This window comes from Streptomyces sp. NPDC033131, assembly GCF_055578365.1.
This window is the reverse complement of record NZ_JBVIPA010000045.1, coordinates 1-12,307: the sequence shown is the minus strand read 5'-3', so window position 1 is coordinate 12,307 and position 12,307 is coordinate 1. Positions and strand designations below refer to the sequence as shown.

Sequence of the window (12,307 nt, the reverse complement as noted above, 5' to 3'; positions counted from 1 at the left end):
CCTTCCCCTCCCCTCTCCCCCCCTCCCCCCCCCCCCCCCCCCCCCCCCCCCCCCCCCCCCCCCCCCCCACTCCCACGGACCGCCTTTTGACACAGCCCCGCAGCTCCTACTAGACCTCTGTGAATGCCTATATCGGCCCATCGACGAAGCGACCCTGGAGGGATCATGGTTTCTTCCGGAAACACCGTCGGCGGCACGACGGAGGAGGAAATGCTGCGCAGCATCTGGCAAGACGTGCTTGAGGTGCCGCGGGTCGGGTACTCCGACAATTTCTTCGATCTCGGCGGCCATTCCCTGCTGCTGCACACCGTCCGCGAGGAGATGCGCACCCGCATGGGTGCGGACGTCCCGCTCACGGACCTGTTCACCTACCCGACCATCGACGCCGTCGCCGCCCATCTGCGCGACCAGCGGGGGGTGTCCGATGGCCCCGTCCGCTGACATCGCCGTGACCGGGCTCGCCTGCCGCTACCCCGGCGCCCGGGACCACGAGGAGTTCTGGAGCAATCTGGTGGGCGGCAGGGACACCGTCACCCGGGGCCCGGACCGCCCCGCCGCGGCGGGCGGGACGTACACCCCCGCGCGGGGTGTGCTGGACCGGCCCGAGTGGTTCGACGCCGAGTACTTCGGCTGCTCGCCACGCGAGGCGAGCCTGCTGAGCCCGCAGCACCGGATGTTCCTGGAGTGCGCCGCCGAGGCCCTCGACCACGCGGGGCACGACCCCGGCCGGCACCCCGGCCTGCTCGGCGTCTATGCCGGCGGCACCGACACCGGCTACGACCGGACCTTGCGAGAGAGCGGGGACTCGGCTGCGTCACTCTCCGACCTGGAGATCCTGCTCGGCACCGCGCCCGACTACCTCGCCGGCCGCGTCGCCTACAAGCTCGGCCTGCGCGGTCCCGCCGTCACCGTGCAGGCGGCCTGCGCGACCGCTCTGGTCGCCGTGCACACCGCGATCCGGGCCCTGCTCGCCGGTGACTGCGACATGGCGCTCGCGGGCGGCGCGGCCGTGCGCGGTCTCGAAAAGGAGTCGCCGTACACGCCGGGCGGGATCATCTCCCGGACGGGCGTGTGCCGCGCCTTCGACGCGAACGCGGACGGCACGGTCGGCTCCGACGGCGTCGGCGTCGTCGTACTGCGCCCGCTGGAGGCCGCGCTGGCGGACGGCGACCCGGTGCATGCCGTGCTGCGCGGCTCCGCCGTCGGCAACGACGGGCCCGACCGGGTCGGCTTCACCGCCCCCGGCGTTCTCGGCCAGGCGCGGGTCGTGCGCGCGGCGCAGCGCGCGGCGGGGGTGGCGCCCGCCACCATCGGCTACGTCGAGGCGCACGGCACGGCGACGCCGCTCGGCGACCCCATCGAGGTGGCCGCGCTGACCCGCGCCTTCGAGGAGGGCGCCGAGGGCTTCGGTGACCGTGAGCGGCCGTGCCTGATCGGCGCGGTCAAGAGCAACATCGGGCACACCGACGCGGCGGCGGGCGCGGCCGGCCTGATCAAGGCCGTGCTCGCGGTCGAACGCGGGCTGATCCCACCCACCGCCCACTTCACCCGGCCCAACGCGCAGATCGACTTCGCCGGCACCCCGTTCGAGGTGGCCGAGCGGGCCGAGGAGTGGGACGGCGGGCCGGGTCCGCGGCGCGCGGGCGTCAGCTCGTTCGGCATCGGCGGCAGCAACGCGCACGTCGTCGTCGAGGAGCCGCCGGCCGCGCCGCCCGGCGCACCCGAGGACGGCTCTCCGCAGCTCCTCGTGCTGTCCGCGGCGAGCCCGGAGGCGCTGTCCGCCATGGCGGACCGGCTCGCGGAGCACCTGCGGGCCCACCCGGAACTGCCCGTCACGGACGTCTGCCGAACCCTCCAGGAGGGCCGCCGGGTCCTGCGGCACCGCGCCTTGGCGGTGGTCGACAGCGCCGCCGACGCCGTCGCGGCACTCACCGAGGACCGCGCCGACCGCCTGACGGTCGCCGGCCCGGACGGCACGGACGGCCTGGACGACGGAGTCCTCGCGCAGGCCGGCGCCCTCGCGGAGACCGGGCGGCAGTGGTTGAACGGTGAGACACCCGACTGGCCCGCACTGCACGGGAACGCCCCGCGCCGCCGGGTCGTCCTGCCCGGCTACCCCTTCCAGCGGCAGCGGTACGTCGTGGAGGGCCCGCACCGGCCCTCCCCCGCCCAGGACGCGAACGACGCCCCGGCCGCCACGGAGGCAGCCGTCGGCGCCGAGGAAGCAGCAGCCCACGCCGGTGACGACGTCTCCGCCACCCTCCGGAAGCTGTTCGCGGACATCCTCGGCCTGCCCGAGATCGGCCCGGACGACAGCTTCTTCGACCTGGGCGGGGACTCCCTGGTCGCCGCCCAGCTCCTGGACCGGGTCCGCGCGTCCTACGGCGCCGACCTCGACACGCTCGACCTGTACGACGCGCAGAGCCCCGGCGAACTGGCCGCCCTCCTGAAAAAAAGGAGCGGCGCCACGGCGGCCCGCTGACCGGCCCGCCGCCCGAGGCCCGCGCCCATTCGGACGGAGGTCCCATGACCACTGACGTGAACCGCGGACACGTGCTCGTCCGCCGGCACCCCCGCCCCCACGCGACCGGCGAGGTGCTCTGCTTCGCCCACGCGGGCGGCTCCCCGGGCGAGTACGCGCGCTGGTCCGACGAACTGCCCGACGACATCCGACTGTCGGCGGTGCAGCTGCCCGGCCGCGGTGCGCGCGCCGCCGAGGCACCGTCGACCAGCGTTCACGAAATCGCCGAGGAAGTGGCGGCGGCACGCCCCACGGTGCCGTTCGTGCTCTTCGGGCACAGCTTCGGCGGGCTGCTCGCCCACGAGGTCGCCCGGGCCCTGCGCGCCCGGGGTGGCCCGGCGCCGGAGCGGCTCGTCGTGTCGGCGTGCCCCGCGCCGCCACTGCCTCACTCCCCCACGCCCCTGCACGCCCTGCCCGACGAGGCGTTCCTCGCCGAGGTCGAACGGCGCTGGGGCAGGCTGCCGGAGCCGGTGCGGGAGCGCCCCGAGCTCCTGGAGCGGGCGGTGGCCGCTTTCCGGGCCGACGTCACCGCCTTCGAGACCTACCGGTGCCCGGCCGACGACCCGCTGGAGTGCCCCGTCACCGCCTTCGTGGGCGACGAGGAACGGGACGCGCTCGCGCCCGAACGCTGGGGCGCCGCCACGCGCGGCCCCCTGAGCGTGCGGGTCCTGCCCGGCGGCCACTTCTACCTCCGCGGCGACCCTCAACGGGCTGCCCTCCTCGCGGAGTTCCGCGCGGCCCTTCATCCGACGACCACCCCTGGGGCCCCCAAGGCCCCCGTAGCGACACATGGGAGGCACCAGTGACCAGCCCCATCACGACCACCACCGTCCCGGCCCCGGCCGGCGTCTTCGACGCACCCCCGGCCGATCCGCTCGCCCTGTTCCGCGACTGGCTCGCCACCGCCCGTGAGCAGGGCGTCGACGACCCCGGAGCGCTCGCGCTCGCCACGACCGACGCGGACGGCCACGCCGCCAACCGCATCGTCCAGATCGTCGGCACCCCGGACGACGGCATCGTCTTCACCACCCACTCCGGGAGCCGCAAGGGCCGCGAACTGGCCTCGGTGCCCTGGGCGTCGGGCCTGCTCTACTGGCGCGAGAGGAAGCAGCAGATCATCCTCACCGGCCCGGTGACGCCGGTCTCCGACGACGAGTCCGACCGGCTGTGGAGGTCCCGGGCCAAGGAGACCCACCCCATGTCGGCGGTCTCCCAGCAGAGCATGCCCCTGGAGGACGAGGACCGGCTGCGGGCCGCCGCCGAGCGGGTCGCGGCCGAGGACGGCCCGGTGCCGCGTCCGCCCGCCTACACCGGCTACCTGCTCGCCCCGCAGGCCGTGGAGTTCTGGCAGGGAAGCCGGGACCGGCTGCACCGGCGGCTGCGCTACGACCGGGCGACCGGCGCCGAGTCCGCCGGATGGACCAGCCGACGCCTCCAGCCCTGACCCGCACCACCGTTCGGCCCCGTACTTCGAGGAGCTCTGCCATGACCGCACCCGCCCACGCCTCGGGAACCGCGCCCGCAACCGCGGACATCGTGCGCGCCCGCGCCTACGCCGTCGCCGACGTCTTCACCTCCGTACCGCTCGAAGGCAACCCGGTCGCCGTGTTCCTGGACGGCGACGGACTGTCCGCCGAGCGCATGCAGCGCATCGCCAGGGAGATGAACCTCTCGGAGACCACGTTCCTCATGCCGCCGACCGCCGACGGGGATCTGCGTGTGCGCATCTTCACTCCCGTCAACGAGCTGCCCTTCGCCGGCCACCCCACCCTCGGCACCGCCTGCGTGCTCGGCTCCTCGCCGGCCGCCGCCGTGCTGCGGGCGCGGATGCCGGGCGGCGGAGTGGATGGCGTACGCCTCGAGACCGCCATGGGCACCGTGCCGTTCACCTTCGAACGGAACGCCTCCGACGGGCAGGTCACGGCCGCCGTCATGACCCAGCCGGTGCCGACCTGGAACCCGTACGAGGACGAGGCCCTGCTGCTGGAATCCCTGCGTCTGCGGGCGAGCACGCCGCCAGTGGAGATCTACCACAACGGCCCCCGGCACGCTCTGGTCGGGCTGCCGGACCTGCCCGCCCTCTCCGCGCTGCGGCCGGACCTGCTGACCATGTCCCGGCTGCCCGACATGGCCGCCAACTGCTTCGCCGGGGCGGACCTGAGGTGGCGCAACCGGATGTTCTCCCCCGCCTACGGCGTCAACGAAGACGCGGCCACGGGCTCCGCCGCCGGGCCCCTCGCAGTGCATCTGGCGCGGCACGGCCTGGCGCCGTTCGGCGAGTGGCTCGACATCGAGCAGGGGGTCGAGATGGGGCGTCCGTCGCTGATGCGCGCCCGCGTCACCGGTGACGCCGGGCGCATCGAGCGGGTGGAGGTCGCGGGCGGGGCGGTCACCGTCGCCCACGGAACGCTCACCGCCTGAGCGTCCGGAACGTGGGAAAGGGGGGCGGGGCCATCGGCCCCGCCCCCCTTTTTTTGCGCGCGCTCAGTCCGCCGGCGGGATGTTGTACGTGCAGCGGAACAGATTCGCCGGATCGTAGCGGCCCTTCAGCTCCCGCAGCCGCCGGTAGTCGTCGGGCTCGTAGGAGTCGCGGACCTGGTCGGTGGTGGTGCGGTCGCCGTAGATGAAGTTGACGCGGCGGCCGACGGTCGCGTCCGCCACGGTCGCGTAGACCGCGTCGTGCACCGGACGCACCGCGTCGGCACCGCCCTCGTCGAGCGCCGAGAGCACCCGCAGGACGTACGCGGCGTCACGGTGCCCGATGGCGCTGGGCACCTCGGGCCGCCGCCGCAGCGCCCCGCCGAGCTGCCGTACGTCGATGACGCAGCCGGCCGGCGCGTCGGGGCCGCCGGCCGCGGCCGCCGCTACGAGGGCGTCCGCGTCGAGGGCGTCGAGCAGCACATTGCTGCCGAGATAGGCGTGCGGGACCGGCGGGTCGGCGTAGACGCGGCCGGACTCGGTGTACGGGATCTCGCCGACGTCGTCGATCAGCCGGGGTCCCAGGTCCCGCATCGGCTTCAGGAGGCGTTCCAGCGAGGCGGCGTCACCGGTGTAGGCGAACCGGACGTGCGCCGCGTACCGCCCGCGCAGCGGCTCCGGCATCGGCGGGATGTCCGGGTACTCCATGACCGAGACGGAGGCGGTCAGTTCGTCGGGCAGCGTGGCCGACCAGGCGACGAAGGCGCGCAGCACGTCGGGGACGAGGCCGGCGTCGAAGTGCAGGCCACCGCCCTGGATCTTCGGGACCGGCACCAGGCCCACCTCGACGGCGGTGACGGCACCGAAGTTGGCGCCCGCGCCACGCAGCGCCCAGAACAGGTCGGGGTCGCTCTCGGCGGTGACGTGCCGGGCGCGGCCGTCGGCGGTGACCACGTCGATGCTGCGCACGTGGTCGGCGGCATAGCCGAACTCCCGGGCCAGGATGCCGAGTCCGCCGCCGAGCAGATAGGAGACGGCACCGACGCCGGGCGCGGAGCCGCTGAGCGGGGCGAGGCCGTGCGGAGCCGCGGCCTCGATGACGCGCTCCCAGCGCACGCCGGCCTCGATGCGCGCGGTGCGGGCGTCGGGGTCGATGTGCACGCCGGTCATGCGGCGGGTGCTGATGAGCAGGGGCCGCTCCGCGACCGAGGCCAAGCCGTGGCCGGTGGCCTGGAGAGCGACCGGCAGGCGGTGCGTGGCGGCGAACTCCACCGCGGCCCGCACGTCGGCGGGGCCGGTGGCGCCGACCACGGCGACCGGATCGTTGCGGAACGCCTGCTGGAATCCGTTCTGTTCGCGGTCGTACTCCTCGGTGCCGGGGCGCAGGACGGGGCCCTGGACGCGTTCGGCGAGCGCGTCGAGCGAGGGTGGCGCCTTGGCGGCGGCGTTCTCGTGGGCTTCGTGCTGGGTCATCGGATCCTCTTCAATCGTCGGTTCGGATGCGTGTGCCGAGCGGGGCGCGCGGGGCCGGTCCGGGGCGGGCGCATGTCAGCGCGTCCGCCCCGGTCCGGTCACCCGTCGTGCCTCTCAGCCGCGCACCACGGTCTTGGACCGCATCAGGAAGCCGGACAGGAAATCGTCGTGCGGCATCCCGGTGTCCGTCCAGTGCGTCGGTACTCCCCCGAGATGGACATTGCTGACGGTCGGCTCGGCGACGATCTCATCCACCACCCCCTCGTCCTCGGTGAACAGGCCCATGACCAGGGTGTCCTTCAGTGGTGCGAGACCGTCGCGCGCCCGGTCCCAGGGCGCCACCCATACGCAGGGAAACGGGAGTTCGGCACCCATTTGCTCGGCGTGCGGGCTGTCCAGCTGGTGCACCGCGGGTCCGACGGCGGCGCTGCCGTCACCCAGGTCGCGCACCATGCGATCACCGCCGAGCAGGACACGGGTGCCCTCGGCGCGGGCGTCCACGTACCGCCGCAGGGCTCGCGCGGCGGAGAGCCGCTGCACCGGCAGGACGGCCGCATCGTCCTCGGGCGGCAGCGCCGGGAGGGCGGCCAGGCGCTCGGCGAGGGCCTCGGCCACCGGGGCGGGATCGCCCTCGACAAGGACACCGGTGGCGTTCACGCAGCCGGTGCCGCCGTGGTGGGCGACGGAGTCGACCAGGGAGTCGAGGTGGGCGCGCCAGTCGCAGTCCCGATCGAGCAGGATCTTGGAGCGGCCGGGGCGCAGCGGGAGCACGCCGGACTCGTCGGCGTGGCCGCGGATCACCTCGTCGCCGCCGTAGGCGAGGTCCGCCCCGCGCAGCATCGCCTCGCCGGCCTCGTGCTCGGTGGGCAGTACGACGACCTGGTCGTCCCCGAAGCCGGCGGCGCGCAGCGCGGTGACGAGGCGGTGCGGGGTGAAGGGCTCGCGCCGGGAGGGGCGGACGGCGACCCGGTAGCCGAGGACGAGCGCCTGCGGCCACAGAGTGTGGGTGCCGGGGTGGTTTCCGGCCGCGTGCACGGCGAACACCTCGCCGCGCCGGGTCCACACCGCGCTTCCGGCGCGGGTGCGGTCGTCCCGCCAGTCGGCCACGGCGCCCGCCGGTCGGGCCGCCGCGACTTCGTCCGCGAGTCGGGCGGTCCGGTCGGCGGCGGTGCGGGTGGCGGCGCGCACCACGGAGATGGGGATGCCGCCCACCCGGCTGACCGCGGACTCGTACTCCGTGACGCTCTGCCCGCCGAGGTCGGCGTGTGCGAAGAGCTCGCCGGCGCGGGCCAGCGCGCGCACCCGCTCCTCGTACGCCAGGGGGGTGGCGCGGCGCAGAGCGGGCATCGTCCGGTCGACGAACAGGGAGGGTACGGTGCCGAGTTCGGCGACCGGCGTGCCGGTGACGTCGGTGACGGGCTGCGCGGTGCGGGAGCGGTAGGTGCCCTTGGCGCCGAGCGCGTCGAGCCGCGGGAGCTCCCCGCCGGTTTCGTGGACGGTGGCCGTGCCGGTGTCGTGGACGGTTGCGGTGTCGTGGGCGGCGGCCATCAGTACACCCCCTCGATGACGGTCTCCTCCTCGAACTCGGCGACCGGCGCGATGTCGGCGACCGAGTCTCCGGCCCGGCCCTCCGGCACGGCCACCCGGGTGGCGAGGTCGCGCTCCAGGTTGTTCGGGAGCAGCAGGGTGCGGCTGACGTGGTTCATCACCACCCGGCCACGCTCGCCGTACGCCACCCGCCGGCCGGTGGCCGGGTCGACGACCGAGAAGGTGATGTACGGGGAGTACGTGTCGAAGACGCACGGGTCGTCGTCACCCAGCCCGGGCCGCTCACCCGCGATGCCGAGGATCATGGTGTTGCCGTAGTGGCCGTACAGGACGGTGTCCGGGAAGATTTCCGTGCGGTACAGGTGCCGGGACTCGGCGTCCATCTGGGTGCCGCCCCAACGGATCGCCCGCACCTTGCTGTTGACCAGGTCGACCAGGTCCTCGCGGCGGGCCAGGCGCTCGAGCAGAGGGGGCGTGATGGTGAGCACGCCGATGTCCTGGGTGCGCAGCACCTCGGCCGCCTGGTCGACGAGATGCTCGGCGTACGCGTCCGAGGCGTCGCGCTTGCCGGCCGCGAGGAGCTTCTTCACCCAGCGCGGGTCGAGGTCGATCCGGTGGCCGATGCTGCCGTGGGTGCGGGCGGACTCCTCGAAGAGCCGGCCGACGAAGTGCGGTCCGGACGGCGTCAGGCCGAGCCACTCCCGGTCCCGGGGGAAGCCGTGGGCGTCGAGGTTGGCGTTGCTCCACCGGGTGACCCGGCGCAGCCAGTCCTCGTCGCACCAGACCCGCTTGGGCGGCCCGGTGGTGCCGCCGCTCTCGAACACCCCGGCCACGGCCGGGCGGTGGCCGAGGCCACGGGGCACGAGGTCGGCGACGGGCACGGTGCGCAGCTCGCCGGCGACGTTCGGGAAGAGCGCGAGGTCGTCGTGGCTCTTGACGTCGGCGCGCGGGTCGAAGTCGAGGGTCTCGGCCCGGCGCAGCCAGAACGGGCTGCCGGTCTCCGGGTCGAAGTGCCATTCCATCGCGGCCCGCACGAACGCGTCGGCGTCCGGTTGTCGGTCGAGGTCGAACGGGATGTCGAGGGCGGAGGTGTCCGCGGGCATGCTGTTTCCTTTACGTCGAGTCGGGTCCATGGCGCGGGACCTGTGCCGGCGCCGGGTCAGTGCGCCGCGGCGAGGGCCGGCCCGAGTCCGTCGAGCACGGGGCTGCTGTAGCGGCCCTCGACGGCGGCTTCCACGTCGAAGGCGAAACGGTCGGTGGGCGGGTAGCCGATCAGCTCCATGGCGCGGTTGGGGGGCAGGGACTCGCGCGGCGCCGCGTCGGACTCCCAGAGCATGAGGGCGCCCCAGCGGTTGCCCTCCCGGTCCGCGACCCAGCACTTCAGACGCAGGCCGGGCACGTCCCGCCATCCCTCGACGCCCTCGTCGCGCAGATAGGCGCGCAGGCTGTCGACGGTCTGGTCCGATTCCTTCAGGTCCCACCAGGCGAGGGATGCCTTCATGACCTCAGTACCTCCTTCAGCATCGTCCCGGCGACCCGCACCCCGTCCTGGGTGAGCAGGGACTCCGGATGGAATTGCACGGAGGCGAAGCGCCGTCCGCGCACCGCGTGCACCTCACCGCTGTCCCGGTCCCGGCTGATGTCCACCGGTCCGAACGCCCCGCCCCGCAACCGGTCGGTGGGGGCGGAGGCGGCGAAGCTGTTGTAGAAGCCGACCCGTTCGCGTGCTCCGAAGAGGTCGATCTCGCGCTGGACGCCCTGGTGGGGGCGCGACTTGCGCACCACGTCGAGACCCAGTTCGCGGCAGAGCACCTGATGGCTCAGGCAGACCGCGAGGAAGGGCCGGCCGTCCCGCAGCAGGCGGGACACGCAGTGCCGCAGCCGGGCGATCCTGGGGTCGTCCACCGCCATGGGGTCGCCGGGGCCGGGCCCCATCACGACCAGATCGGCGCCCTCGAACGGCTCGCCGGACAGGGCGGTTCGTGCGCCGCCGTCCTCCGCACGACCGTACGCGACGGCTTCCTTGTCCATCTCCTGCGGCGAAGGGCCCGCCACCTCGTCGTGCCGCCGCACGGAGACGTCCATGCCGAGCGACGCCAACTGGTGGGCGATCATCGCGGTGAAGGTGTCCTCCGCGTCGACCACGAGGACCCGGCGGCCGGCCAGGGCCGCGTCGGGAGGCGCGGGCGCCGGGCCGTCGGTGAGCCAGAAACCGGCGACCGTCCGGTTGCGGTCCCTGAGCGCGTCCCGCACATCGGGATGGGCGGCGAACTCGGCCGGCCGGCCAGCTTCCAGCGCGGCGAGCAGCCCGGCCGCCTTGGCGCGGGTCTCGGCCGCCTCGGAGGCGGGCGCCGAGTCGCGCACCAGGGTGGAGCCGAGCCCGATGCGCAGCCGTCCGCCCGCGGACAGGTCGGCGGTGCGTATGAGGATGGCCGAGTCCAGGGTGGGCGCACCGCGCGCGTCGCTGCCGATCAGCGCCGCGACGCCGCTGTAGTAGCCGCGCCCCTCCGGCTCGTGACGGCGGATGACCCGGCAGGCACTCTCCAGCGGGCTGCCGGTGACGGTCGGCGCGAACAGGGTCTCGCGCAGAACGTCGCGCGGGTCTCGGTCGCAGCGGCCCTCGATGTAGTACTCGGTGTGCGCGAGGCGGGCCATCTCCTTCAGGTAGGGGCCGCGGACCCGGCCGCCGTCCTCGCAGATCCGGGCCATCATCTTCAGTTCCTCGTCGACGACCATGTACAGCTCGTCGGCCTCCTTGGGGTCGGCGAGGAACTCCATGACGCCCGTCAGCGTCGGCCCGGAGCCCGGGTAGCGGTAGGTGCCGCTGATCGGGTTCATCACGGCGGTCCCGCCATGCAGGCTGACGTGGCGCTCGGGGCTGGCGCCGACCAGCACCCGCTCCCCGGTGTGCACGAGGAACGTCCAGTAGGCACCGGTCTCCTGGTCGAGCAGCCGGCGGAAGAAGCCGAGGGCGCCGGCCACGCCGTGGTCGGCCAGCTCCGCGGTGAACGTCCGCTTGATGACGAAGTTGGCGCCGACGCCCCCGCCGATCTCCTCCTCGCGCACCCGCTCCACGAGCCGCTCGTAGGCGTCGTCGTCCGGCTCGAACCGGCCCCCGGTCGCCCGCACCGGCGTGTCCGGGATGCGGGCGAGGGCGTCGCCCAGCGGCACGGTGTCCTGCTCGGCGACGGTCAGGGCAAGCAGCGGCGTGCCGTCCTGGGCTGCCTCGAAGCCCCGCTCCTCGATCTGCCGGTACGGCAGCAGTACGAGGACGTCGTGGTGCGGGGAGCCGTCGGCGGGCGGCGCGGGGCGCACGGGCACGTCGGCCAGGCGTTCCACGGCACGGACGTCGCCGGTGAGGACGTCGATCGCGTCGGCGCCGCCGACGGAGGGCCGGTGCAGCAGCGCGAACGGCGGTACGCGGCGGTGTCCGGCCGGTCCCGGGCCGGCGTCGGCGGCCACGTCGAGAATCCTCTGCAGGAGATCGCGGCCGCCGGTCACGGGAACACCTCCGCGGCGGGCAGCACCACGGCGCAGGTGGCGGCGGCGTGCTCCAGGGTGGCCAGATGGCGGGAACGGGAGAAGTCGGCGACGGCGTCGGCCACGACGAAGCTCTCCAGGTCATGGCTGAACGCCTCGATGGCAGTGGCCAGCACACCGACGTGCGCGTACACACCGGCGATCACCAGCTGGTCGCGCCCGGCGGCCCGCATCCGCGCCAGCAGGTCGGAGCGGTGGAACGCGCTGTAGCGCCACTTGGTCAGCAGCCAGTCGCCGTCGGCCGGGGCGAGTTCGCCGACGATCTCCCGGTCCGCCGGGTCGACGCGCATGCCGGCGCCCCAGAAGTCGCGTAGCAGGCCGCGCTGTTCGTCGGTCATGCTGCCGGGCTGCGCGGTGTAGGCGACGGGCACGCCCTGGCGGGCGGCGCGAGTCCGGATGCGGGCGGTGTTCTCCACCAGGTCGGTGCGGGGGCCCTCTGCGGGCAGGGCGCGCAGAAAGTAGCGCTGCATGTCGTGGAGGAGCAGGACCGCGCGGGCGGGGTCGGGCTTCCAGCCGGGCACGTTGCGGGGCAGCTCCGCGGCGCCCGGTGGTGCGTACGGTTCGATCGTGGGGATGCTCATGGGGCGTCGGCCTCCTTCGTGCTTCGGAGTGAGGGCGGGACGGTGGCTTCGGCCGGGCGGCCCTCCGGGGCCCGGCGGGGGGGGGGGGGGGGGGGGGGGGGGGGGGGGGGGGGAGGGGAAAGGGAGGGGGGGGGGGGGGGGGTGGGGTGGTGGTGGGGGGGGGGGGGGACGGTCGCAGTCGTCTAGCAAATGACGGGGGGCCGGAGAGGATTCGTAGCTAGCAGTG

General features: G+C 74.3%; 11 protein-coding genes. 5 read left to right on the top strand and 6 right to left on the bottom strand.

From position 1 onward, the window contains the following. Positions 1-165: 165 nt before the first annotated feature. The 5 genes from ACZ5XS_RS38065 to ACZ5XS_RS38045 are packed head-to-tail and all read left to right on the top strand — an operon-like array spanning position 166 to position 4,942. Positions 166-441, top strand: a complete 276-nt coding sequence (locus ACZ5XS_RS38065) for a phosphopantetheine-binding protein (protein WP_468659269.1) — start codon at positions 166-168, stop codon at positions 439-441. Next, positions 425-2,482 (top strand): acyl carrier protein, encoded by a 2,058-nt coding sequence (locus ACZ5XS_RS38060; RefSeq protein WP_468659267.1) that lies wholly within the window; start codon positions 425-427, stop codon positions 2,480-2,482. Before ACZ5XS_RS38065 ends, ACZ5XS_RS38060 begins: the two co-directional genes overlap by 17 nt. A 44-nt stretch (positions 2,483-2,526) precedes the next feature. Continuing rightward, a complete protein-coding gene (locus ACZ5XS_RS38055) occupies positions 2,527-3,327 on the top strand; it encodes a thioesterase II family protein (protein WP_468659265.1) in 801 nt (266 codons plus the stop codon). After that, on the top strand, positions 3,324-3,965 hold the full coding sequence (gene phzG, locus ACZ5XS_RS38050) for a phenazine biosynthesis FMN-dependent oxidase PhzG (protein WP_468659263.1): 642 nt from the start codon (positions 3,324-3,326) through the stop codon (positions 3,963-3,965). The genes ACZ5XS_RS38055 and phzG overlap by 4 nt, the downstream gene beginning before the upstream one ends. 41 nt (positions 3,966-4,006) lie before the next feature. Continuing rightward, positions 4,007-4,942, top strand: coding sequence for a PhzF family phenazine biosynthesis protein (locus tag ACZ5XS_RS38045; protein WP_468659262.1), 936 nt, complete (start codon positions 4,007-4,009; stop codon positions 4,940-4,942). 63 nt (positions 4,943-5,005) lie between these two features. On the opposite strand, the gene ACZ5XS_RS38040 is transcribed toward ACZ5XS_RS38045, so the two are convergent. The 6 genes from ACZ5XS_RS38040 to ACZ5XS_RS38015 form a co-directional block, all read right to left on the bottom strand. Continuing rightward, on the bottom strand, positions 5,006-6,412 hold the full coding sequence (locus ACZ5XS_RS38040) for an FAD-binding oxidoreductase (protein WP_468659260.1): 1,407 nt from the start codon (positions 6,410-6,412) through the stop codon (positions 5,006-5,008). 114 nt (positions 6,413-6,526) lie between these two features. Further along, on the bottom strand, positions 6,527-7,960 hold the full coding sequence (locus ACZ5XS_RS38035) for an aldehyde dehydrogenase family protein (RefSeq protein ID WP_468659258.1): 1,434 nt from the start codon (positions 7,958-7,960) through the stop codon (positions 6,527-6,529). After that, positions 7,960-9,063 (bottom strand): phenylacetate--CoA ligase family protein, encoded by a 1,104-nt coding sequence (locus ACZ5XS_RS38030; RefSeq protein ID WP_468659256.1) that lies wholly within the window; start codon positions 9,061-9,063, stop codon positions 7,960-7,962. Before ACZ5XS_RS38030 ends, ACZ5XS_RS38035 begins: the two co-directional genes overlap by 1 nt. A gap of 56 nt (positions 9,064-9,119) precedes the next feature. Then, a complete protein-coding gene (locus ACZ5XS_RS38025; RefSeq protein WP_468659254.1) occupies positions 9,120-9,461 on the bottom strand; it encodes a hypothetical protein in 342 nt (113 codons plus the stop codon). After that, positions 9,458-11,461: an anthranilate synthase family protein gene (locus ACZ5XS_RS38020; protein WP_468659252.1), complete on the bottom strand. Its 2,004-nt coding sequence runs from the start codon at positions 11,459-11,461 to the stop codon at positions 9,458-9,460. Before ACZ5XS_RS38020 ends, ACZ5XS_RS38025 begins: the two co-directional genes overlap by 4 nt. Further along, on the bottom strand, positions 11,458-12,081 hold the full coding sequence (locus tag ACZ5XS_RS38015; protein ID WP_468659250.1) for an isochorismatase family protein: 624 nt from the start codon (positions 12,079-12,081) through the stop codon (positions 11,458-11,460). The genes ACZ5XS_RS38020 and ACZ5XS_RS38015 overlap by 4 nt, the downstream gene beginning before the upstream one ends. Between the last annotated feature and the right edge of the window lie 226 nt (positions 12,082-12,307).